The sequence below is a fragment of the Kitasatospora albolonga genome, from assembly GCF_039535905.1.
Lineage (GTDB): Bacteria > Actinomycetota > Actinomycetes > Streptomycetales > Streptomycetaceae > Kitasatospora > Kitasatospora albolonga.
In genome coordinates, this window is record NZ_BAAAYB010000154.1 from 107067 (window position 1) to 129970 (window position 22904).

The 22904-nt window shown below is 71.6% G+C and carries 20 protein-coding genes and 4 tRNA genes; 13 read left to right on the top strand and 11 right to left on the bottom strand.

The genetic code is table 11. The features are described from left to right. Window positions 1-15 precede the first annotated feature (15 nt). Window positions 16-837, top strand: a complete 822-nt coding sequence (locus ABD946_RS40120) for a hypothetical protein (protein ID WP_345290654.1) — start codon at window positions 16-18, stop codon at window positions 835-837. 52 nt (window positions 838-889) lie between these two features. Continuing rightward, entirely contained in the window at window positions 890-2704 is a 1815-nt protein-coding gene (locus ABD946_RS40125; protein WP_345290655.1) for an NHL domain-containing thioredoxin family protein, read from the top strand. Window positions 2705-2707: 3 nt separating this feature from the next. Here ABD946_RS40125 and ABD946_RS40130 read toward each other — a convergent pair whose 3' ends face one another. Next, a complete protein-coding gene (locus tag ABD946_RS40130; RefSeq protein ID WP_345290656.1) occupies window positions 2708-3301 on the bottom strand; it encodes a GNAT family N-acetyltransferase in 594 nt (197 codons plus the stop codon). Between the two features lie 106 nt (window positions 3302-3407). Further along, window positions 3408-4691, bottom strand: a complete 1284-nt coding sequence (locus ABD946_RS40135) for an adenylosuccinate synthase (protein WP_345290657.1) — start codon at window positions 4689-4691, stop codon at window positions 3408-3410. Between the two features lie 126 nt (window positions 4692-4817). On the opposite strand from ABD946_RS40135, the gene ABD946_RS40140 reads away from it, so the two are divergent. From ABD946_RS40140 to purM, 3 genes are all read left to right on the top strand, one after another. After that, window positions 4818-5642 (top strand): diacylglycerol kinase family protein, encoded by an 825-nt coding sequence (locus tag ABD946_RS40140; RefSeq protein WP_345290658.1) that lies wholly within the window; start codon window positions 4818-4820, stop codon window positions 5640-5642. Between the two features lie 219 nt (window positions 5643-5861). After that, a complete protein-coding gene (gene purF / locus ABD946_RS40145; RefSeq protein WP_345290659.1) occupies window positions 5862-7442 on the top strand; it encodes an amidophosphoribosyltransferase in 1581 nt (526 codons plus the stop codon). Window positions 7443-7524: 82 nt separating this feature from the next. Continuing rightward, window positions 7525-8610: a phosphoribosylformylglycinamidine cyclo-ligase gene (purM, locus tag ABD946_RS40150; protein ID WP_345290660.1), complete on the top strand. Its 1086-nt coding sequence runs from the start codon at window positions 7525-7527 to the stop codon at window positions 8608-8610. A 123-nt stretch (window positions 8611-8733) separates the two neighbouring features. Here the strand turns inward: purM and ABD946_RS40155 are convergent, their stop codons facing one another. Together ABD946_RS40155 and ABD946_RS40160 are read right to left on the bottom strand one after the other, a co-directional pair. Beyond that, window positions 8734-8973, bottom strand: coding sequence for a DUF3073 domain-containing protein (locus tag ABD946_RS40155; protein ID WP_345290661.1), 240 nt, complete (start codon window positions 8971-8973; stop codon window positions 8734-8736). Between the two features lie 345 nt (window positions 8974-9318). Further along, complete coding sequence (locus ABD946_RS40160; RefSeq protein ID WP_380149504.1) at window positions 9319-10494, bottom strand: Glu/Leu/Phe/Val dehydrogenase dimerization domain-containing protein; 1176 nt, start codon at window positions 10492-10494, stop codon at window positions 9319-9321. A 110-nt stretch (window positions 10495-10604) separates the two neighbouring features. On the opposite strand from ABD946_RS40160, the gene ABD946_RS40165 reads away from it, so the two are divergent. Both ABD946_RS40165 and bldC read left to right on the top strand, forming a co-directional pair. After that, a complete protein-coding gene (locus ABD946_RS40165; protein WP_345290662.1) occupies window positions 10605-11492 on the top strand; it encodes a DUF8083 family protein in 888 nt (295 codons plus the stop codon). A gap of 515 nt (window positions 11493-12007) precedes the next feature. Then, complete coding sequence (bldC, locus tag ABD946_RS40170; protein WP_014137253.1) at window positions 12008-12214, top strand: developmental transcriptional regulator BldC; 207 nt, start codon at window positions 12008-12010, stop codon at window positions 12212-12214. Window positions 12215-12556: 342 nt separating this feature from the next. Here bldC and ABD946_RS40175 read toward each other — a convergent pair. Beyond that, window positions 12557-12630: transfer RNA gene (locus ABD946_RS40175), tRNA-Asp, on the bottom strand. Between the two features lie 94 nt (window positions 12631-12724). Then, window positions 12725-16699, bottom strand: coding sequence for an ATP-dependent RNA helicase HrpA (gene hrpA, locus ABD946_RS40180; RefSeq protein ID WP_380149503.1), 3975 nt, complete (start codon window positions 16697-16699; stop codon window positions 12725-12727). Between the two features lie 534 nt (window positions 16700-17233). On the opposite strand from hrpA, the gene ABD946_RS40185 reads away from it, so the two are divergent. The 3 genes from ABD946_RS40185 to ABD946_RS40195 all read left to right on the top strand — a co-directional run bounded on the left by ABD946_RS40185 (window position 17234) and on the right by ABD946_RS40195 (window position 19615). Further along, on the top strand, window positions 17234-18043 hold the full coding sequence (locus tag ABD946_RS40185; protein ID WP_345290664.1) for a class I SAM-dependent methyltransferase: 810 nt from the start codon (window positions 17234-17236) through the stop codon (window positions 18041-18043). Window positions 18044-18158: 115 nt separating this feature from the next. Further along, a complete protein-coding gene (locus ABD946_RS40190) occupies window positions 18159-18512 on the top strand; it encodes a WXG100 family type VII secretion target (RefSeq protein ID WP_345290665.1) in 354 nt (117 codons plus the stop codon). A gap of 41 nt (window positions 18513-18553) precedes the next feature. Next, the gene (locus ABD946_RS40195) at window positions 18554-19615 is read left to right on the top strand and encodes an NlpC/P60 family protein (protein WP_345290666.1); all 1062 of its coding nucleotides are present in this window, start codon (window positions 18554-18556) and stop codon (window positions 19613-19615) included. 124 nt (window positions 19616-19739) lie between these two features. Here ABD946_RS40195 and ABD946_RS40200 read toward each other — a convergent pair. From ABD946_RS40200 to ABD946_RS40215, 4 genes are all read right to left on the bottom strand, one after another. Then, window positions 19740-19813, bottom strand: a tRNA-Phe gene (locus tag ABD946_RS40200). 27 nt (window positions 19814-19840) lie between these two features. Further along, window positions 19841-19914, bottom strand: a tRNA-Asp gene (locus ABD946_RS40205). Between the two features lie 52 nt (window positions 19915-19966). Further along, window positions 19967-20039, bottom strand: a tRNA-Glu gene (locus ABD946_RS40210). A 106-nt stretch (window positions 20040-20145) separates the two neighbouring features. Further along, complete coding sequence (locus ABD946_RS40215) at window positions 20146-20487, bottom strand: metallopeptidase family protein (protein WP_345290676.1); 342 nt, start codon at window positions 20485-20487, stop codon at window positions 20146-20148. 98 nt (window positions 20488-20585) lie between these two features. On the opposite strand from ABD946_RS40215, the gene crcB (ABD946_RS40220) reads away from it, so the two are divergent. After that, complete coding sequence (gene crcB, locus ABD946_RS40220; RefSeq protein ID WP_345290667.1) at window positions 20586-21065, top strand: fluoride efflux transporter CrcB; 480 nt, start codon at window positions 20586-20588, stop codon at window positions 21063-21065. Continuing rightward, on the top strand, window positions 21062-21415 hold the full coding sequence (crcB, locus tag ABD946_RS40225) for a fluoride efflux transporter CrcB (protein WP_345290668.1): 354 nt from the start codon (window positions 21062-21064) through the stop codon (window positions 21413-21415). The genes crcB (ABD946_RS40220) and crcB (ABD946_RS40225) overlap by 4 nt, the downstream gene beginning before the upstream one ends. A 437-nt stretch (window positions 21416-21852) precedes the next feature. Here crcB (ABD946_RS40225) and ABD946_RS40230 read toward each other — a convergent pair whose 3' ends face one another. After that, complete coding sequence (locus ABD946_RS40230) at window positions 21853-22194, bottom strand: hypothetical protein (RefSeq protein ID WP_345290669.1); 342 nt, start codon at window positions 22192-22194, stop codon at window positions 21853-21855. Window positions 22195-22452: 258 nt separating this feature from the next. On the opposite strand from ABD946_RS40230, the gene ABD946_RS40235 reads away from it, so the two are divergent. Beyond that, window positions 22453-22904 (top strand): DEAD/DEAH box helicase (locus tag ABD946_RS40235; protein ID WP_345290670.1); only part of this gene is annotated, 452 nt, incomplete at its 3' end.

The window sequence follows — 22904 nt, forward strand, 5'->3', positions numbered from 1 at the left end:
TGGGGGCTCCGCACCATGCGGACGAACACTCTCGGCCGCGCCGCGGCCGCCCTGCTCAGCGCCGTCCTGCTGGCCGTCGCGGCCCCGGCCGTGACCGCCTCGGCGGCCGAGGCCGAGTTCGCCACCCTCGGGTCCGGCGAGCGGCTGGAGCCGGGCGAGGCCCTGGTCAGCGGCGAGGCCGCGCTGGTGATGCAGGAGGACGGCAACCTGGTGCTCCGGCTGGTCAACGACCAGGGCGACCTCGGCCCGGCGGTCTGGGCCAGCGGCACCTACGGCAACCGGTCCGCGTACGCCGTCATGCAGGAGGACGGCAACTTCGTGGTCTACCGCCAGAACGGCGCCGGCGCGCTCTGGAGCACCCGCAGCTGGGGCCACCCGGGGGCCACCCTGACCATGCTCGGCGGCTGGCTGCGGGTCGGCGACAACTCCACCTACTGGAACCCCGGGACGGGTCTCGGCGCGGCGGTCCAGGGCAACGGCACGCCCCGGGAGGGCGTCGTCAACCAGAGCCGGGTCCTGGAGCCCGGGCAGTGGGTCCGGTCGAACTCGGTCTGGCTGCTCAACCAGCAGGACGGCAACGTGGTGCTCTACCGCAAGCGGGACGGCGCCGCGCTCTGGTCCACCGGGACCTGGAACCGGCCGGGCCAGGGCCTCACGGTGAACAACATCCACGGCAACCTGTACCTGCGGGACATGAAGACCCACAACATCAGCTGGACCCTGCCGACCAGGAACCAGCCCAACGCCTACGCCAAGGTCCAGGACGACGGCAACTTCGTCCTCTACTCCCAGACCGGCCAGCCGCTCTGGTCCACCGGCACCTGGGGCAACTGGTAGCCACCGCCCGCACGAGGAATGCGGCCGTGCCCCCATGCGGTTGGATGGGGGCATGGCTACTCGTGCTCGTGTCCGCGCCCCCGAACTCGTGGGGAAGGGCGGCTGGCTGAACACCGGCGGCAAGGACCTGTCGCTGGCTGACTTCCGCGGCAAGATCCTGGTCCTGGACTTCTGGACCTTCTGCTGCATCAACTGCCTCCACGTCCTGGACGAACTCCGGGAGTTGGAGGAGAAGCACCGCGACACCCTGGTGATCGTCGGCGTGCACTCGCCCAAGTTCGTCCACGAGGCCGAGCACCAGGCCGTGGTGGACGCGGTGGCCCGGTACGAGGTGCACCACCCGGTGCTGGACGACCCGGAGCTGGTCACCTGGAAGCAGTACGCCGTCCGGGCCTGGCCGACGCTGGTGGTGATCGACCCGGAGGGGTACGTGGTCGCCCAGCACGCCGGCGAGGGGCACGCGCACGCGATCGCCAAGCTGGTCGAGGAGCTGGAGCAGGAGCACGCCGCCAAGGGCACCCTGCGCCGCGGCGACGGCCCGTACGTCGCGCCGGAGCCGGTCGCCGGGGACCTGAAGTTCCCGGGCAAGGCGGTCCTGCTGCCGAACGGGCACTACCTGGTCGCCGACTCGGGCCACCACTCGCTGGTCGAGCTGGCCGAGGACGGCGAGACGGTGGTGCGCCGGATCGGCGACGGCGAGCGCGGCTTCACCGACGGCACCGCGCCCCGGTTCAGCGAGCCCTCGGGCCTGGCGCTGGCCCCGGAGGGCCTCGGCTACGACGTGGTGGTGGCCGACACGGTCAACCACGCGCTGCGCGGGGTGAGTCTGGCCGACGGCTCGGTGACCACGCTGGCCGGCACCGGCAAGCAGTGGTGGCAGGGCTCGCCCACCTCGGGCCCCGGCCGCGAGGTCGACCTCTCCTCGCCCTGGGACGTGGCCTTCTTCGACGGCCGGGTCTGGATCGCGATGGCCGGCGTGCACCAGCTCTGGGCCTACGACCCGGCGTCCGGTGAGGTCGCGGTGGCGGCGGGCACCACCAACGAGGGCCTGGTGGACGGCCCGGTGGCGGAGGCCTGGTTCGCCCAGCCCTCCGGTCTGGCGGTCTCCGCGGACGGCGAGAAGCTCTGGGTCGCCGACTCCGAGACCTCGGCGGTCCGTTGGGTTTCACGTGAAACCCAGACCGTGCACACGGCCGTCGGCACCGGCCTGTTCGACTTCGGCCACCGCGACGGCGAGGCCGGCCAGGCCCTGCTCCAGCACCCGCTCGGGGTGACCGTCCTCCCGGACGGCTCGGTGGCGATCGCCGACACCTACAACCACGCGCTGCGCCGCTTCGACCCCTCCACGGGCGAGGTCACCACCCTCGCCACCGACCTGCGCGAGCCCTCCGGCGCGGTGCTGGTCGGCGGCGACATCGTGGTGGTCGAGTCGGCCCGGCACCGGCTCACCCGGCTCCGGCTCCCCGAGGAGGCCGTCCGGGTCGAGGCGGTGGCCCACCGCACCCAGCGCGCCGCCACCGAGGTGGCCCCGGGCCCGCTCCGGCTGGACGTGGTCTTCCAGGCCCCCACCGGCCAGAAGCTGGACGAGCGCTACGGCCCGTCCACCCGGCTGCTGGTCTCCTCCACCCCGCCCGAGCTGCTGCTCTCCGGCGCCGGCGCGGAGAGCGACCTCACCCGCGAGCTGGTGCTCAACGGCGAGCTCACCGAGGGCGTGCTGCACGTCTCCGCGATGGCCGCCTCCTGCGACGACGACCCGGAGATCGAGTACCCGGCCTGCCACGTGCACCAGCAGGACTGGGGCGTCCCGGTGAAGCTGGTCGCGGGCGGGGCCGACCGCCTGCCGCTGGTGCTGGCGGGCATGGAGTAGGGATCAGCCCCGGGCCAGACGGCCCGTCAGGACGTTCTTCGCGAGCGGCCACTCGTCCGCGAGCATCGAGAAGTACACGCTGTCCCGCCAGCTGCCGTCCCGGCGCTGGCGGGACCGGCGCAGGGTCCCCTCGTACTGCGCGCCCAGGCGCCGGATGGCGTCCTGCGAGCGCTGGTTGAGGTGGTCGGTCTTCCAGAAGACCCGGCCCATGCCGAGCTCCTCGAAGGCGTGGGTGAGCAGCAGCAGCTTGGACTCGGTGTTCACCGCCGTCCGCCAGGCCGACCGGGCGTACCAGGTGCCGCCGATCTCCAGCTGCTCGTGCTCGGCCGAGGCGTCGAAGTAGCAGGTCATGCCGATCGCCCGCCCGGTCTCCACCGGGACCACCGCGAACGGGACGCAGTCCGCGTCCCCGGTGCGCGCCTCGACCGCCGCCACCATCTCCCCGGGCGTGCCCGGCACCGGCCCCAGGATCCAGCGGAACACCTCCTCGTCGCCCCCGGCCGCCTCGAACAGGTCGGCCGCGTGCGCGGTGGTGAGCGGCTCCAGCCGGACGTGACGGCCGGTCAGGACGGTGGGGGAGGGCAGCTTCGCGGTCATGTCCCGGTACGTTAGCCGCGCTTTGCACTAGCAGCAAGGGCACTATGCACTAGTTCAAAAGCAAAGGGCCCCACCCGAAGGTGGGGCCCTGCGCTCAACTACCGGATCAGATGAAGGAGTTGATCTGGATCGTCTCGGTCCGGCCGGGGCCGACGCCGATCGCGGAGATCGGGGCGCCCGACATCTCCTCCAGCGCCTTCACGTAGGCCTGCGCGTTCTTCGGCAGGTCGGCGAAGGTCTTCGCCTTCGAGATGTCCTCGGTCCAGCCGGGGAAGTTCTCGTAGATCGGCTTGGCGTGGTGGAAGTCGCTCTGGTTGTACGGGAGTTCCTCGACGCGCTTGCCGTCGATCTCGTACGCGACGCAGACCGGGATCTGCTCCCAGCCGGTCAGCACGTCCAGCTTGGTGAGGAAGAAGTCGGTCATGCCGTTCACCCGGGTCGCGTAGCGCGCGATCACCGCGTCGAACCAGCCGCAGCGGCGGTCACGGCCGGTGGTGACACCACGCTCGCCGCCGATCCGGCGCAGCGCCTCGCCGTCCGCGTCCAGCAGCTCGGTCGGGAACGGGCCGGAGCCGACCCGGGTGGTGTACGCCTTCAGGATGCCGATGACCCGGTCGATCTTGGTCGGGCCGATGCCGGACCCGGTGCAGGCGCCGCCGGCGGTCGGGTTCGAGGAGGTGACGAAGGGGTACGTGCCGTGGTCGACGTCGAGCAGGGTGCCCTGGCCGCCCTCCAGCAGGACCACCTTGTTCGCCCTCAGCGCCTCGTCGAGCACCAGCGTGGTGTCGGCCAGGAAGGGCTTGAGCTTGTCGGCGTAGCCCAGGTACTCCTGCACCACCAGGTCGGCCGGGATGGCGCGGCGGTTGTAGAGCTTGACCAGCAGCTGGTTCTTGTCGTGCAGCGCCGCTTCGACCTTCTGGATCAGGATCGACTCGTCGAAGAGGTCCTGGACCCGGATGCCGACGCGGTTGATCTTGTCCGCGTAGGTCGGGCCGATGCCGCGGCCGGTGGTGCCGATCCGGCGCTTGCCGAGGAAGCGCTCGGTGACCTTGTCCAGGGTCCGGTGGTACGGCGTGATCAGGTGCGCGTTGCCCGAGATCAGCAGCTTCGAGGTGTCGATGCCGCGCTCGTTCAGGCCGTTGAGCTCGGAGAGCAGCACGCCCGGGTCGATCACGACGCCGTTGCCGATCACCGGGACGACGTTCGGGCTGAGGATGCCGGAGGGCAGCAGGTGCAGGGCGTACTTCTGATCGCCGATGATCACCGTGTGACCGGCGTTGTTACCGCCCTGGTAGCGGACGACGTAGTCGACGGAGCCGCCGAGCAGGTCCGTCGCCTTCCCCTTGCCCTCGTCTCCCCACTGGGCACCAACGATCACGAGTGCCGGCACAGGCGTACACCCCTTCGGGTTGGGGCATCCTGCGTAGGCCGCAGTCTGCCCCGAGATAGACGAAGCCCCTGGCGCAATAGCGCAAGGGGCTCTTGCACCGAGAGATTACCTGAGGAAGGACGGGTCGTGTCGTCTGTGTCCACGCCCGAGGGCCGTGCCGCCGACCCGGGCGCGCCGGGCCAGCTGCTGCTCCTCCTCGACCCGGCCGCCCGGCGGGCCGACGGCGAGTCGGTCCGGATCGCTCGGGACGTGCTCGCCGGCGGAGCCGACGTGAAGCTGGCGCTGCCCGAGAGCCCGTCCGAACTCGACCGGATGCTGGCGCACCGGGGCCGACGGCGACCGGTGGTGATCGGTTCCGATCTGGCTCTGCAACGGGTGCTCCAGGCCCTGCACCGCCAGCGCGACCTGGGCTCCGACCCGCTGGGCGTGGTCCCGGTCGGCCGCCCCGAGGCGGTGGCCTCGGCCCGCGCGCTCGGCGTCCCCGCCCAGCCGGTGGCGGCCGCCCGGGCGGTGCTCTGCGGCAGCGCCCGCAAGCTCGACCTGCTGGTGGACGACGGCGGCGGGGTGGTGCTCGGCGAGGTCCGGGTGCACGGCGACTGGACCGGCCGCCCGGGGGCACTGCGTTCGCTATGGGCGAAACTGGCTGCGGCCGAGCAGGGGACCTCCCCCGTCCCGGACGCCCACCGCCTGCGGATCGAGGCCGACGGCCGCCTGCTCGCCGACCTCCCGCACGCCGTGCACCGCCTCCAGGTCAGCCTGCCCGCCGGGGCCGGCGAGATGGAGCTGCGCCTGCACACCCCCGAGGGCCCCCGCACCCTGCGCGCCGCCCGCCTCGCGGTGGCCGGCCGCGGCTTCGGCTACGAGGCCGACGGCTGCCGGGTCGGTCCGGTCCGCACCCGGGTCTGGACCCTCCATCCGGGCGTCTGGCAGCTCCTCGTTCCGGCCGCGTGAGCAGCGTCACGTCCGCGCCCCCCGCCGGGGGCCGCGCGGATGATCGGGAAAGGCCGGAGTCCGCGTACGCCAAGGCGAGCCGCGCATTCAACGAATTGTGTCCGGGAAAAGCCCCACCCCGGTAAGGGGTTTTGTCTACGCGCGTTGCTATCCGATCGCCCAATAACCGCGCCGTCCCCCGTTCGGGAAGGCGTACGGAACTGCCCTAGACTCGTTGACGTGCCACGTGGTGACGGAAGACTCAACCACGATCTTCTTCCCGGCGAGAAAGGCCCCCAGGACGCTTGCGGCGTCTTCGGGGTCTGGGCTCCCGGCGAGGAGGTCGCCAAGCTCACGTACTTCGGCCTCTATGCCCTGCAGCACCGCGGTCAGGAATCCGCGGGCATCGCAGTGAGCAACGGCTCCCAGATTCTCGTCTTCAAGGACATGGGGCTCGTCTCCCAGGTCTTCGACGAGACCTCCCTGGGGTCGTTGCACGGGCATATCGCCGTCGGACATGCCCGCTACTCGACCACCGGGTCCTCGGTCTGGGAGAACGCCCAGCCGACCTTCCGGGCGACCGTGCACGGCTCGCTCGCGCTCGGTCACAACGGGAACCTGGTCAACACCGCGGAGCTCGCCGCGATGGTCGCCGAGCTGCCCGGTGAGGAGCACGTCTCGCGCTCCGGCCGGTCCGCCGCGACCAACGACACCGACCTGGTGACGGCGCTGCTCGCGGGCTACCCGGACCTCTCCATCGAGGAGACCGCCAAGCAGGTGCTGCCCAAGGTCAAGGGCGCCTTCTCGCTGGTCTTCATGGACGAGCACACCCTCTACGCGGCGCGCGACCCGCAGGGCATCCGCCCGCTGGTGCTCGGGCGCCTGGAGCGCGGCTGGGTGGTCGCCTCCGAGACGGCGGCGCTCGACATCTGCGGCGCCTCCTTCATCCGCGAGGTGGAGCCCGGCGAGCTGATCGCCATCGACGAGAACGGCATGCGGACCTCCCGCTTCGCCGAGGCCAAGCCCAAGGGCTGCGTCTTCGAGTACGTCTACCTGGCCCGCCCGGACACCACCATCGCCGGCCGCAACGTGCACCTCTCCCGCGTGGAGATGGGCCGTCGGCTGGCCAAGGAGGCGCCCGTCGAGGCCGACCTGGTGATAGCCACCCCCGAGTCCGGCACCCCCGCCGCGATCGGGTACGCGGAGGCCAGCGGCATCCCGTACGGCTCCGGCCTGGTGAAGAACGCCTACGTGGGCCGCACCTTCATCCAGCCCAGCCAGACCATCCGCCAGCTCGGCATCCGCCTCAAGCTCAACCCGCTGCGCGAGGTCATCCAGGGCAAGCGCCTGGTGGTCGTGGACGACTCGATCGTCCGCGGCAACACCCAGCGCGCGCTGGTCCGGATGCTCCGCGAGGCCGGCGCGGCCGAGGTCCACATCCGGATCTCCTCGCCGCCGGTCAAGTGGCCGTGCTTCTTCGGCATCGACTTCGCCACCCGCGCGGAGCTGATCGCCAACGGCATGACGGTGGAGGAGATCGGCCGCACCCTCGGTGCGGACTCGCTCGCCTACATCTCGATCGACGCCATGATCGAGGCCACCACCCAGCCCAAGGACAAGCTCTGCCGGGCCTGCTTCGACGGCGAGTACCCGATGGAGCTGCCGGATCCGGCGCTGCTCGGCAAGCTGCTGCTGGAGGCCGAGATCGCCGGCAGCAAGCAGCAGCCGGCCGTCCGGGGCAAGTCCACCGGCTCCGACCTGGACGGCGTCCAGTCGCTGCTGGGCGGGCACGGCGCGGCCGACGCGCTCCGCAGGCCCTGATCCACCGCCGCCCCGGTCCTCCCAGGCCGGGGCGGTGCAGTTCTCGTACACCCCCACCCCTGACCCGAAAGGGCCACAGCACGTGACCAGCAACCAGAGCGGTGCCACCTACGCCGCCGCAGGTGTCGACATCGAGGCCGGCGACCGCGCGGTCGAGCTGATGAAGCAGTGGGTGAAGAAGGCCGACCGCCCCGAGGTGGTCGGCGGTCTCGGCGGCTTCGCCGGGCTCTTCGACGCCTCCGCCTTCAAGCGCTACGAGCGCCCGCTGCTGGCCTCGGCGACCGACGGGGTCGGGACCAAGGTGGCCATCGCCCAGGCGATGGACAAGCACGACACGATCGGCCACGACCTGGTCGGCATGGTCGTCGACGACCTGGTGGTCTGCGGCGCCGAGCCGCTCTTCATGACCGACTACATCTGCGTGGGCAAGGTCGTCCCGGAGCGCGTCGCGGCGATCGTCAAGGGCATCGCCGAGGGCTGCACGCTGGCCGGCTGCGCGCTGGTCGGCGGCGAGACCGCCGAGCACCCGGGCCTGCTCGGGCCGGACGACTACGACGTCGCGGGCGCCGGCACCGGTGTGGTGGAGGCCGACAAGCTGCTCGGCGCCGAGCGCGTCCGGGCCGGTGACGTGGTCATCGCGATGGCCGCCTCGGGCCTGCACTCCAACGGCTACTCGCTGGTCCGCCACGTGCTGCTGAACCAGGCCAAGTGGTCGCTGGACCGCCAGGTCGAGGAGTTCGGCCGCACCCTCGGCGAGGAGCTGCTGGAGCCGACCCGGATCTACTCGCTGGACTGCCTGGCGCTCACCCGGGCGACCGAGGTCCACGCCTTCTCGCACGTCACCGGCGGCGGCCTGGCGGCCAACCTGGCCCGGGTGATCCCGGCCGGCCTGCACGCCCGCCTGGACCGCGGCACCTGGTCCCCGCTCCCGGTCTTCCAGACCGTGGCGAAGGTCGGCAACATGGCCGCCCTGGAGATCGAGAAGACCCTGAACATGGGCGTCGGCATGGTGGCCGTGGTCCCGCCGGAGTCGGTCGACGTGGTGCTCTCGATCCTGGAGGACCGGGGCGTCGAGGCCTGGCTGCTGGGCGACGTGGTGGACCGCACCGACGAGCACGCGGACGGCGCGGCGCTGTACAACTCCTACGACGGCTTCGAGCTGCTCTGACCGCAGGTCCGAAGGGCCCCTCCGGGGGCCCTTCGGCCTGTCCGGCCGCAGTGCGTCCCGGGGAACGACGAAGACCGGCTCGTCACCCCGAGGGGTGGTCGAGCCGGTCTTCCGAAGGCGTGGTCAGCGACGACCGGGCTGACTGCCCGAGTCCGCTTCCTCGTCGTCGTAGTCGTTGTAACGATCCGCGTACGCAGCGTACGGGTCGTCGTCCTCCTCGATGGGCTCCGGCTTGACCGGAACGGGAGGCGGTGTTGATACGCCCAACTCGCTGGACAGACGGTTGGCGTCGAACCCGCCGCTGTTGTACTTCAGCTCGCGGGCGACCTTCGTCTGCTTGGCCTTGGCCCGGCCGCGCCCCATGGGTCGACCCCCTCAACGATGGGGCTCACGGCCCCGAGTCTGACACGTATCCATGATCAGGTGCGGTCCTACCCGAAGTGGGAGAACCGTCCCTTGGAGCATTAACGGTACCTGTTTCCGTCGCCGAACGGTACGTCGCCCGTGTGACGTGGCGCGCACCGACGCCCCCCGAAACCAGGTCCTTCCAGGTCACGTGGGGGTTTTCGGGCTTTCGCAGGCCGTTCAGAGCCTGCCCAGGTCCGTTGTTCCGTGACCGAGTATCCCCCGGCGGGGGGCCCAGGATCGCCCGATCGGGCTACCGAACGAGAATCCGGTTCCACATCGTGACCCTGGGCCCGCGGGGGCTCAGCCCCGGCGCGCGCCGGGCAGCAGCACCGAGCGGAGCGCGCTGATCTCGCGCATCCGCTTCTCGGCCAGGCGGTCGGCCGCGACGGCCGGCGGGACGCCGTCGGCGGCGGCCCGGGTGAAGATCTCCAGGGTGGTGTCGAAGATCTTCGTGGCCTTGTTCTTGGCGCGCTCGAAGTTGTAGCCGCCCTTGTGCGCGGACTCGAACTCGTCGGCCACCTGGATCACGCCGCCGGAGTTCACCAGGTAGTCGGGCGCGTAGAGGATGCCGCGGCCGGCCAGGTCCTTCTCCACGCCGGGGTGGGCGAGCTGGTTGTTCGCCGCACCGCAGACCACCGAGGTGCCCGCCTCGCCGAGGGCGGCGACGGTGTGGTCGTCCAGCGCGCCGCCGAGCGCGCAGGGGGCGTAGACGTCCAGCCGCGCGGCGAGCAGGGCAGCGGTGTCCGCGACCACCTCGACGTCCGGGTGGGCGGCCCGGACCCGGTTCACGGCGGCCTCGGAGACGTCCGTGACGACCACGGTGGCGCCGTCCGCGACCAGGTGGCCGACCAGGTGGTGGCCGACCTTGCCGACGCCCGAGACGCCGACCCGGCGGCCGCGCAGGGTCGGCTGGCCCCAGCGGGCCTGGGCGGAGGCGCGCATGCCCTGGAAGACGCCGAAGGCGGTGAGGACGGAGGAGTCGCCGGCGCCGCCGTTCTCGGGCGAGCGGCCGGTGACGAACTCGGTCTCGCGGGCGATCACGTCCATGTCCTGGACGTAGGTGCCGACGTCGCAGGCGGTGACGTAGCGGCCGCGCAGCGACTCGACGAAGCGGCCGTAGGCGCGCAGCATCGCCTCGTTCTTGACCTTGTTCGGGTCGCCGATGATGACGGCCTTGCCGCCGCCGAGGTCGAGCCCGGCCAGCGCGTTCTTGTAGCTCATCCCGCGCGAGAGGTTGAGCGCGTCCTCGAGCGCCGCCTCCTCGGAGGCGTACGGGTAGAAGCGGGTGCCGCCGAGGGCCGGGCCCAGGGCGGTGGAGTGGATGGCGATGATGGCCTTCAGGCCGGAGGAGCGGTCGTGGCAGAGGACGACCTGCTCGTGGCCGTCGCCGGGGACGCCGTCCTGCTCGGTGCGGAAGATCCTGCTCAGCACGCCGGGTGCGGGGTGCGGGGCGGACGCGATCTGTACGTCGGTCACTGTGGTGACTCCAGTATCTGTGGCCCACTGCTGTGGTGTGGGCGCCTGCCGGAATGCTAGCTCCGGCGAGGTGCCCGAGCTGCCCCCCTGCAGCGGTCCGCCGTGCGACGATGCGAGGCGTGACCGCCGTGCGCACATCAGTGCTCCCGCCCTACGCCGCGCACCTGCGCGTGTACGAGCCGCTGGCCGCCTACGCGGGGCCGGAGCGGGCCCGCTGGCAGTCCTACGCGGCCCGCTACGGGCCGGACGCGGCGGAGCCGGGCCAGGCGGTGGCCCCGGCGGTGCTGGCCGAGCAGCGCGGGGCACTGGCCGAGCTGCTCTCCCGGACGCCCCGGCCGCTGCCGGAGCGGGAGAGCGAGCGGGCCTTCGTCCGGGTGGTGGACGGGGTGACGTACGTCTGCCCGTGGGCCACCCGGCTGCGCAGCTGGCAGGCGCTGGAGGAGCTCACCGAGCAGCTGCCGGCCTCGCTGCTGGACACCGTGCTGCCGCCCGCCGTGCGGGCCGCGGCCCAGGCCGACCGGGAGCGCTGGCGGGCCGGCCACCCGGACGCCCGGCCGTGGATCCTGACCAGCCGGTGGGAGGTGCCGGTGCGCTGGTTCCTGCCGTTCGGCACCGAGGACCGCTGCCACCTGCCGGCCGAGCCGGGCGGGGCGCCGGCCGCCCTCTTCTACCTGACGCCGATGGCGCAGGCCCGGCGCCGGGTGGCCCGGGGGTACCGGGCGCTGCGCGAGCGGGTGCCGAGCGCGGCGCTGGCGGGCGGGGTGGAGGAGCTGGGCCGCTGGCTGGAGGAGTTCCACCCGCGCTCGCTGGTGGAGCTGGACTACGGCGGCCTGGTGCACCTGATCGGGGCGGCCGCGCTGGCCGAGGAGGACTCGGTGGGGGAGATCGAGGCCGGGGTGGCCGCGCTGCGGGCCGGGGACGGGCGCGAGGCGGCCCGGATGTACGAGTCGGTGACGGAGCGCTGGCGGCGGGTCCACGCACTTCGGTACGCCAGCTGACGGTAGGTCAGGCCCCGGAGTGGGCAGGGGTGTCAGCAGGACGGGTGATGATGGTTGGGACCTTTGGTGTCGATGGTCGGGACCAAGGTCCCGGTTCGGGTCAATACCCCTCGAACGTGACACTACTCACCGTTGACGCTTACTTACGCCTATGTGTAAAAATGGGACAACCAGCCCAAGTTCACTCGGGTGTGTCCACTTTTGGGTGGATCTGACGGCAGTGCGCTCTTTGCGGGGAATCAGTTGGGTCTGGTCCTCCATAACCGCTTGTCACCGATTGGTGACTGTCCGTTATGGGGTGGTCCATGGCCATCCGTCTCCCTTGAACCCGTGAGGGGTCAATTTTGGCGGTTTGGCCGATGGGGCTGGACGAATGGTGTAGTTGTAGACACCAGGACAAGCCGTTCGTCCTATTACCGACTCGGCCCGTCTATGCCATTTCGGGCATCGCGGGCCAAGGTGCAGAATTTGAAGGATAGAACCGCCCTGGTTCGGTTCTCCCGAGGAGGCCGCTCATGACCGCTCGTACCCCTGACGCCGAGCCCCTGCTGACGCCGGCAGAGGTCGCCACCATGTTCCGCGTGGACCCGAAGACGGTCACCCGCTGGGCCAAGGCGGGCAAGCTCACGTCCATCCGCACCCTCGGCGGCCACCGCCGGTACCGCGAGGCGGAGGTGCGTGCCCTGCTGGCCGGTATTCCGGCGCAGCGTACCGAGGCCTGAGAGGGGCCCTCAGGGGCCTTTTAAGACGTTCACCGCAAGGGGCCGTGTGCCTGACTCCGCCGGGTCAGGGATGCGGCCCCTTCGGCATGTCCGGAATGCAGAGTTCCTATTGGGGCGTGTGGGGGTGGGGGGAATTGGGGGTAATTACATGTGCAATTTTACATATTAAATTAGACGTCCCTCGGAGGGGGGTCCGAGTGTCCGGTCTCAGGAAAAGATAAGTGACGACGGTCACAGGACCGTACCTTGTGGTCTAGACCTGCCTGACGTAGCGGATGACGCCGGGTCAGGGGCAACGCGAAGAGGCCCGGAACCTGACGGTTCCGGGCCTCTTCGGCACTGCGATCCTGACGGGACTTGAACCCGCGACCTCCACCTTGACAGGGTGGCGAGCTAACCAACTGCTCCACAGGACCAGGATGTTGCTTGGTCGATCTGTCTTGTTCGCCTGCTCCCGCTTGCGAACAAGACAGATCGTACTGCATGCCTGGGGTCCAGGTAAAACCGGCCTCAGAGGGTCGCCGCCGCGGCCTCCATCGCCTTGAGGATCCGCTTCTCCGAGACGGGCGTCGGGGTGCCCAGGCCCTGGGCGAAGAAGCTGACCCGGAGCTCCTCGATCATCCAGCGGACCGCCCGCAGTTCGGCCGAGGGTTCCTGGCCGGCCGGGACCTTGGCGAGCAGCTCGCCGTAGGCGTCCTGGAGCTGCTGCACCTTGGCGAGGTGCTGGAGGTCGCGCTGGGGGTGGTTGGGCAGGGCCTCCAGGCGGCGTTCGACGGCCAGCAGGTAGCGCTTGAGGTCGGGAAGGCGCTGCCAGCCGGTGTCGGTGACGAAGCCGGGGTGGACCAGCGAGGCCAGGTGCAGGCGGACGTCGTTGACGGCGGTGAGCAGGACCGGGCTGGAGACCGTCTTGAGCCGGGTGGAGGCCTTGTGGAAGGCGATCAGGGCGGTGGCGGTCTTCAGGGTGGTGTCGGCGGACAGCTCGTACAGGTCGGCGCGGACCTTGTCGTAGAGCTTGGTGAAGGCCGCCTCGTCCCAGGCCGGGCCGCCGTGCAGGGTCATCAGGCGGTCGGTGGCGGCCGAGACGATGTCCTCGAACAGCGCCGGGATCGAGCCGTGCGGGCTGTGCGAGAGCGCCAGCTTGGCCTGGTTGCCCAGGCGGCCCTGGATGGACTTGGCGGGGGAGTTGACGGTCAGCATGAGCAGCCGCCGGGTGCCGGCCCACATCGACTGGCGCTGGGCCTCGGGCGTGTCGAAGAGCCGGATCGCCACCGAGTCCTTCTCGTCCACCAGCGCGGGGTAGGCGCGCAGCGAGTGGCCCCGGGAGCGCTGCTCGAAGGTGCGCTGGAGCACCGGCAGGCCCTCCGGCCAGGAGGTGAGGCCGGTGCGCTCGATGCCCTGGCCGGAGGCGGCCGAGGAGAGGGTCTCCTTGAGCTTGGGCTTGAGCTGCAGGCGCAGGTCCTCCAGGTCCTTGGACTCGGCCAGCTTCTTCTTGCCGTCCACCACCCGGAAGGTGATCCGCAGGTGGTCCGGAACGCGCTCGTCGTCCCAGGCCTCCGGGGGGACGGTGATGGCGGTCATCCGCTTGAGGATCCGCTCCAGGGTGGGCAGCAGGGGCTCCTGACGGTCCTTCACCTGCCGCAGCGCGGCGGCGGCGAAGTCCGGGGCGGGCACGAAGTTGCGCCGGATCGCCTTGGGCAGGGCCCGGATGTACGCGGTGACCAGCTCGGCCCGCAGGCCCGGGATCTGCCAGTCGAAGCCCTCGGCGGTGACCTGGTTGAGCACCGGGAGCGGGATGTGGACGGTGACGCCGTCGGCGTCGCTGCCCGGCTCGAACTGGTAGGTCAGCTTGAACTTCAGCTTCCCCTGCTGCCAGTAGTCCGGGTAGTCCGCCTCGGTGACGCCGTCCGCCGAGTCGTTGATGAGCATCGACTTCTCGAAGTTGAGGAGGTCCGGCTGGTCGTGCCGGGCCTTCTTCCACCAGGCGTCGAAGTGCCGGGTGGAGACGATCTCCTCCGGCAGCCGGGCGTCGTAGAAGTCGAACAGGGTCTGGTCGTCCACCATGATGTCGCGGCGGCGGGCCCGGTTCTCCAGCTCCTCGACCTCGCTGAGCAGCTTGCGGTTCTCGCCCCAGAAGCGGTGGTGGGTCTCCCAGTCGCCCTCGACCAGGGCGTTGCGGATGAACAGTTCGCGGCAGAGCTCGGGGTCGATCCGACCGTAGTTGATCTTGCGTTGGGCGACGATCGGCATCCCGTAGAGGGTGACCTTCTCGTACGCCAGCACCGCGCCGGCCTTCTTCTCCCAGTGCGGCTCGCTGTAGCTGCGCTTGATCAGGTGCTCGGCCAGCGGCTCGACCCACTCGGGCTCGATCTTGGCGTTCATCCGGGCCCACAGGCGCGAGGTCTCCACCAGCTCGGCGGACATCACCCAGCGCGGGGGCTTCTTGAACAGGCCCGAGCCCGGGAAGATCGCGAACCGGGCGCCGCGGGCGCCGCCGTACTCGCGCTTCTCCACGTCGTACAGGCCGAGGTGCGAGAGCAGGCCGGTGAGCAGTGCCTGGTGGATCCGGTCGGCGTCCGGCTCCGCGTCCTCGTGGGGCTCCTCGAAGGTGACGCCGAGCTGCTTGGCGACGGTGCGCAGCTGGGTGTAGAGGTCCTGCCACTCCCGTATCCGCAGGTAGTTGAGGAACTCGGTCTTGCACATCCGGCGGAAGGCGGAGGAGGAGAGCTCCTTCTGCTGCTCCCTGACGTAGCGCCACATCGCCAGGTAGGCCAGGAAGTCGGAGGTCTCCGAGTTGAACCGGCGGTGCCGGTCGTCGGCGGCCTGGCGCTTCTCGGCGGGGCGTTCGCGCGGGTCCTGGATGGAGAGCGCGGCGGCGATCACCATGACGTCCCGGACCACGCCCAGGCGGTCGGCCTCCAGCACCATGCGGGCCATCCGCGGGTCCACCGGGAGCTGGGCCAGCTTGCGGCCGAGCGGGGTGAGGCGCTTGCGGTGGTCCTTCTCGGCCGGGTCGAGGGCGCCCAGCTCGTGGAGCAGGTTGACGCCGTCCTTGATGTTGCGCGAGTCCGGTGGGTCGAGGAAGGGGAAGGCGGCGATGTCGCCGAGGCCGGCGGCGGTCATCTGGAGGATGACCGAGGCGAGGTTGGTGCGCAGGATCTCGGCGTCGGTGAACTCGGGGCGGGAGAGGAAGTCCTCCTCCGAGTAGAGCCGGATGCAGATGCCGTCCGAGGTGCGGCCGCAGCGGCCCTTGCGCTGGTTGGCGCTGGCCTGGCTGATCGCCTCGATGGGGAGGCGCTGGACCTTGGTGCGGTGGCTGTAGCGGGAGATCCGGGCGGTGCCCGGGTCGATCACGTACTTGATGCCGGGGACGGTCAGCGAGGTCTCGGCGACGTTGGTGGCCAGCACGATCCGGCGGGAGTTGGAGCGCTGGAAGACCCGGTGCTGCTCGGCGGAGCTCAGCCGGGCGTAGAGCGGGAGGACCTCGGTGAACTTGAGTTTCAGCTTGTTGAGGGCGTCCGCGGTGTCGCGGATCTCGCGCTCGCCGGAGAGGAAGACCAGGATGTCGCCCGGGCCCTCGGCCTGGAGCTCCTGGGCCGCGTCGCAGATCGCCTGGACCTGGTCCCGGTCGCGGTCGATCTCCTCGCCGTCCTCGTCCTCCTCCAGGACCGGCTGGTAGCGGACCTCGACCGGATAGGTGCGGCCGGATACCTCGATGATCGGGGCGTCGTCGAAGTGCTCGGCGAAGCGCTCCGGGTCGATGGTCGCGGAGGTGATCACGACCTTGAGGTCGGGGCGGCGGGGGAGCAGCTGCTTGAGGTAGCCGAGCAGGAAGTCGATGTTGAGGCTGCGCTCGTGGGCCTCGTCGATGATCAGGGTGTCGTACTGGCGCAGGTCCCGGTCGGTCTGGATCTCGGCCAGCAGGATGCCGTCCGTCATCAGCTTGACCAGGGTGTTCGGACCGGCCTGGTCGGTGAACCTGACCTTCCAGCCGACCGCCTCGCCGAGCGGGGTGTCCAGCTCCTCGGCCACCCGCTCGGCCACCGTGCGGGCGGCGATCCGGCGCGGCTGGGTGTGGCCGATCAGGCCCTTCACGCCGCGGCCGAGCTCCAGGCAGATCTTCGGGATCTGGGTGGTCTTGCCGGAGCCGGTCTCGCCCGCGACGATCACCACCTGGTGGTCCCGGACGGCCGCCAGGATGTCGTCCTTCTTCTGACTGACCGGCAGTTCGGCGGGGTAGCGGATGACCGGGACGGAGGCGCGGCGCTGGGCCATCCGCTGCTCGGCCCGGTCGATCTCGGTGACCAGCTCGGCCGCGATGGCCTCCCGGGCCTCGGGTTTGCGGACCCGGCGGGCGCCGTCCAGGCGGCGGCCGATCCGCTGCTGGTCACGCAGCGTCAGCTCGGGCAGCCGGGCGGCCAGCTCCCCGATGCTGGGCGCCTTCGGGGCCTCGGCGGGCTGGGCTACGGGAGAACTCACTGCGGACATCCCTCTAGGTTCGCAAGGAGGAGCGCGCGGGCGCACCTCGGTTTTCGAGCCCCTCCAGTGTCACAGACGGGCCCCCTCGCCCTCCGCGCGCACGGGCCTGCGGCACCGGGGTGGAGCCGAACGGGCCTCCGGCGGGGGCCACCGCGGGTGAAGCGCGGCCGGGGCGGTTCCTGTTCCCGCCCCGACGCCCACGGGGCACCCGGCCCGCCGGTGAGGCCGCGTGCGCTTCCGCCGTCCCCCTCCCCTGCCGTCCCTCTCCGCTGCCCGCAGGGCACCCGGGCCCGGGGCTGGTGGAGCCGAACCGGCTCCGGTCCTGACTTCTTCCGGCCCCCCTTCTCCTCCCCCTCCGCTGCCCGCAGGGCACCCGGGCCCGGGGCTGGTGGAGCCGTACGGGCTCCGGTCCTGACTTCTTCCGGCCCCCCTTCTCCTCCCCCCTCTGCCGCCCGCAGGGCACCCCGGCCCGGGCCGGTGGAGCCGAACCGGCTCCGGCCGCGTCCTCTTCCGGTGGAGCACCGAACGACGACAGGAGCGGGTGTGCAGGACTTCGACGTGCACGAGCGGCGGATGTGGGGCGGCGACGGGGTGGCGCAGGCGTACGCGCGGGGGTTCGCCGGGCTCTGTGCCGGAGCGCTGCCCGCGCTGCTGGCGGCGGCCGGGGCCGGCCCCGGGGTGCGGCTGCTGGACGTCGGCACCGGCACGGGCAACGCGGCGGCGGCCGCCCTGGCGCTGGGCGCCGAGGTGACGGCGGTGGACGCCGAGCCGCAGATGGTGAAGGCGGCCGCCGAGCGGCTGCCCGAGGTGCCGGTCTCGCTCGCCCAGCTGCCGGAACTCCCCTTCGCGGACGGTGGGTTCGACGCGGTGGTGGCCAACTTCGTGGTCAACCACGTGGCCGATCCGGTGGCCGCGCTGACCGAGCTGCGCCGGGTCGTGCGACCCGGCGGCCGGGTGGCGGTCACGCTCTGGCACACGGCCGGGAACCGCGCGATGGACCTGTTCAACCAGGTGCTGGACGAGGAGGGGGTGGAGCGCCCCTCCTTCCCGCCCGTCCCGGTCGCCTTCGAGCGCACCCCGGAGGGTCTGGCCGGGCTGCTCGCGGAGGCGGGCTGGGCCGAGCCGCACGGCCGGGAGCTGGCCTGGACCCACCGGGCGGACCCGGAGGACTGGTGGGCCGGCCCGGCCGGCGGGGTGGCCAACGTCGGTCTGGTGGTGACGGGGCTGCCGGCCCCGCGGGTGGCCGGGCTCAAGCGGGAGTACGACCGGCTGGCCGCGGCGCAGGCCGGGCCGGACGGGCGGCTCGCGCTGGAGGCGGTCGCCGTGCTGGCCTCCGGGGTCCGCTCGTTGTAGCAGTGCCGTGCGGCGCCGCGCACCCCTGCGGGCTCCGCGGTGGCAGGGTGGTCCGATAGCCTTTTGACGGATTGTCATCCTTTTCTTTTCGACGTGAGGTTCCGGGGGAGCGGCTTTGAACTTCTTCAGTGCGGCATGGGACGACGCCGTTGGTCTGGTGACCTCGGGCGCCAAGCTGGTCAAGGACATCGTGATGGCCCCGGCCGAGATCGCCCGCTGGGCGCTCGGCGAGATGTTCGGCGGCGGCGAGGACGAACTGAACCAGATCGCCGCCGAACTGGCCGAACTGGGCAAGGAGTTCGACAAGCTCGGCAAGGACGTCAACACCGCGCTCGGCCACCTGACCTGGCACGGCCCGGCGGCCGACGCCTTCGTCAACCACGCCCAGGGCCGGGTCCGCGAGATCTCCGGGGTCGCCGACGAGCTCGAAGGGCTCAGCCAGGCGGTCAAGCGGCTCGCCAGCTTCTGACCGACAGCGCATTCACCAGGACGACAAGGGGTACGGGGACCATGGCCGGTGAGCAGTTCGGCGTCCAGTTGCAGGAGCTCGGCAAGATCCAGAAGGACTGGCAGGAGACCAGTCGGAGGATGGCGGAGCTCCAGGCGAAGCTCGGGAAGATCCAGTCCACCCTGGCCAAGGCGGTCGCCGTCGACCTGTCGGTCAGCCCGCTGGCCGGCATAGCCGGCTTCGCCGTCGCGTACGACGTGCTGAGTGACGCGAAGGAGGTGGAGAAGCGGGCTCGGCACCTGATGGAGACCAAGGAGAAGCTCACCCAGGGCATCGCCCAGGACGCCGAGCGGATCAAGTCGGTCATCAAGGAGTACACCGAAGCGGAGCGGAAGGTGCACGACGAGATGAAGGACAAGGAGAAGAAGCAGCCCCCCGCCTCCACCGAGATAGCCGGCAAGGGCGACGGCAAGGGCAACGGCGGTGGCGGCGGTCACGGCACCGGTGGTGGCGGGGGCCACGGGACCGGCGGCGGTGACGGCGGTGGCGGCGGCAGCACCCGCCCCGACGGCAACGGCGACCACAGCAAGTACAAGGACCACACCACCGGGGACAAGAACGTCCGCTACATCAACGGTGACAGCTGGGAGGACTGGGCCCGCGGCAAGGACTCCTACGGCAAGCACCCGCACAACGGCGAGGGCAAGGGCGCCCTGGTCCGCCCCAAGCTGGACGGCCTCTCGGACGAGCGGCACGACATCCTGGAGCGCGCCATGAAGCGCGTCGACATGAAGCTCGGCTACAGCCAGGGCGCCATCACCGACAAGTACCGGGTCGACTGCTCCGGCTTCGTCAGCGCCGCCTGGGGCCTCGACCCGGGCTCCTACGGCGGGCTCAACACCACCGCCCTGATGGACCCGAGCGTCTCGGAGAAGATCTCCAAGAACGACCTCAAGCCGGGCGACGCGCTGATCAACAGCGGCCACACCATCCTCTTCGGCGGCTGGGTGGACGAGTCCCACACCAAGTACATCGCGATCGAGAACGCCAGCCGCTCCGGCACCGTCTCGCGGGTGGCCACCATGGGGACCGAGTACGGCTTCTACCGCCGCAAGGACCTCTGACGCACCCTCAGCGCCCCCGGCACCCCGGCCGGGGCCCCACGGGGCCCCGGGTCGGAGCGGGGTGACGGGGCGCCAGGACGGGAAACAGAAGAGCCCCGAAGCTTCCGCTCCGGGGCTCACGCTGTGGCCAGGGCCGGGGTCGAACCGGCGACCTTCCGCTTTTCAGGCGGACGCTCGTACCAACTGAGCTACCTGGCCGTACTGCACCGTCCCTCGCGGGACGAGCGATCCTGACGGGACTTGAACCCGCGACCTCCACCTTGACAGGGTGGCGAGCTAACCAACTGCTCCACAGGACCTTGTCGGACTGACGTCCGGTCTTGCTGCACCGACTGTACTACGGGTACTGCGTGCCCCCAACGGGATTCGAACCCGTGCTACCGCCTTGAAAGGGCGACGTCCTGGGCCACTAGACGATGAGGGCTTGCGGCCCGTCCGGGTGACTCGCACCGGTCGGGGACGTGAGAAGCATATGGGATGCCGGTCGTGAACGCCAAAACGGTTCCGGGCGGGGCGGGAGGGTCGCGGGCTCAGGACCAGCCGAGTTCGTGCAGCTCGTGGTCGTCGAAGCCGAAGTGGTGGGCCACCTCGTGGATCACGGTGGTGCGGACCTCGGCGACCATCTCCTCCCGGGTGTCGCACATCCGGAGGGTCGGGCCCATGTAGACGAGGATCCGGTCGGGCAGCACCCCGGCGTACCACTCGCCGCGCTCGGTCAGCGGCGTCCCCTCGTAGAGCCCGAGCAGGTCGGGGTCGGAGGGGTCGGGCTCGTCCTCGACGAAGACCGCCACGTTGTCCATCATCGCCGCGAGCTGCGGCGGGATCTGGTCCAGGGCATCGGCGACCAGCGTCTCGAACTCGTCCCGGGTCATGTCCACCGGTCCATTGTCGGGCGTGGGGTGACGGTGTGCCAGATCATCCGCGACGGCAGTTCACCGGGTCTCCGGCGTGCCGGTGGTTGACTGGGGCGGTGCGGACGGGGACGGAGCGACGGGAGCGGTGGTCGGGCGAGGGCCCGGTCGTCCTGGTGGTCGCGCTCGGCGGGGCGCTCGGGGCGCTCGCCCGGTACGGGGCGGGGCTGGTCCGGCCGGTGGCGGAGGGGGGCTTCCCCTGGACCACCTGGACCGTCAACGTGCTGGGCTGCGCCGCGATGGGCGTGCTGATGGTGCTGGTCACCGAGGTGCGGCAGCCGCACCGGCTGATCCGGCCGTTCCTCGGCACCGGGGTGCTCGGCGGTTTCACCACCTTCTCCGCCTACGCGCTGGACGTCCACCGGCTGGCCGACGCCGGCCGGCTGCCGCTCGCGGCGGCGTACGCGGCGGCCACCCTGCTGGGGGCGCTGGCGGCGGTGTGGGCGGCGGCCGGGGCGACCAGGTGGCTGGCCGGGCGGTGGACGTCCGGGCGGCGGGCGTCCGGACGGGGCGGGGCCGGACGGGGGGAGGCCTCGTGAACTGGCTGCTGGTGACGGCGGGTGCGCTGGCCGGCGCTCCGCTGCGCTACCTGACGGACCGTGCGCTGCGGGCCCGGTACGGGGCGGCGCTGCCCTGGGGCACCTTCGCCGTGAACGTGGCCGGCTCGCTGCTGCTCGGGCTGGTGGCGGGGGTCTGCGGGAGCCGCGGACAGCTGCTGCTCGGCACCGGGCTCTGCGGGGCGCTCACCACGTACTCGACCTTCTCCTGGGAGACGCTCCGGCTGGCCGAGGCCGGCCCCCGGCGGGCGGCGGTGGTGAACGTGCTCGGCACGCTGGTGGCCGGGCTGGCGGCGGTCTGGGCCGGGGCGGCGCTGGCAGGGGTGTTCTGAGGCCCGGTCGCGGGGTCGCGCGGAGGCCGGTCCGGGCGGGTGCCCGGGGCCGGTGCGGACGGGCGTTCGCCCGGTGTGCCGGCGCGGCCCCCTTGGCGCACGGGTGTTCTGACGGTCGGTCGGATGCCGGTGCCCTGGTGGGACGTTCGGGGGAGGGCCGTGTCCTGGCCGTCGGGCGCGCGTTGGTCACCGCAGGTGGACCGGGCGCGGCGGGTGCCGCGCCGGCGCGTGCCACCGAGCAGGGGAGGTGCCCAGGTGACGGCGGATCAGATGGCGGTCCAGGGTGCGCGAGTGGCGCGGGCGGCGCGAGTGGCGCGGGTCGTCCGGGTGGCCCGCGCGGGGGCGGTGCTGGCGCTGGCCGGGGCGAGCATGGCCGGCTGCATGTCGGTCGGCGGATCGGCCTCCTCGGACGCGCAGGTGAGCGGCCGGCCGGTGGGTCAGACCGGCGCGCCGGGGAAGGGCGGGAGCGGGACGCACGCCCCCGGGAAGGCGGTGAGCGGCCAGCGGGTGGAGCGTGCGGGGGGCGCGAGCGCCTCGGCGCAGGCCGGAGCGCCCGGGGCCACGCCCGGCGCGGAGGCGCCCGGTGCCGGCCAGCCGGTGCCCGTGCCGGCCATGGTGGGGAGCGCCCCGCCCAGCCCCGGCGCCCCGGCGGCCTCGGCCTCCCCCTCGCCGTCCAGGGGTGCCGGCGGCGAGCACGGGCTGCCCAGCTCCTCGCCCACGGCGGCCTCCTCCCCGACCGCCGAGCCCAGCTCCAGCCCGCCGCCGGCGGCCTCGCCCACCCCGGACCCCACCCCGACCGACCCCGGAACCACTGCCCCGAGCGCCAGTCCGGCTGGCTGATACCGGCCTGGCCAGCACGTTTGCCTTTGATCCGGAGGTTCCCGTATGGTGGTAGATCGTTAGTTTGATCCATTTGATTGGCGCCCTACTCCCATCTGGCGCCCTTGGCGCGTTCCGGCGATCCGTGGCTGACCGCATAGAGGCGGTTGTGAACAGAACCCCGGACTTTGGCGCGTGCCACTTCCGGAAGGTTTTGCATGTCTCTCGTTGACGACGACCGCTTCAGCATGCCCGCGAACGGTTCGGACGCCGCCGACACCGCCTCCCTCGAGACCGAGGTCGAGGCCACCGACTCCATCGACACCACCGACGCCGCCGTCGAGTCCGCCTCCGTCGAGGCCGACGAGACCGAGGCCGCCGAGCCCACCATCACCTTCGGTGACCTGGGCCTGCCGGACGAGATCGTCCGGGCGCTGGCCAAGCGCGACGTCACCACCCCGTTCCCGATCCAGGCCGCGACCATCCCGGACGCGCTGGCCGGCAAGGACGTGCTCGGCCGCGGCCGCACCGGCTCCGGCAAGACCCTGAGCTTCGGCCTCCCGCTGCTGACCCGCCTGGCGGGCGGCGAGCGCACCCGGCCCAAGCACCCGCGCGGCCTGATCCTGGTCCCGACCCGCGAGCTGGCCATGCAGGTCGCCGACGCCCTGGA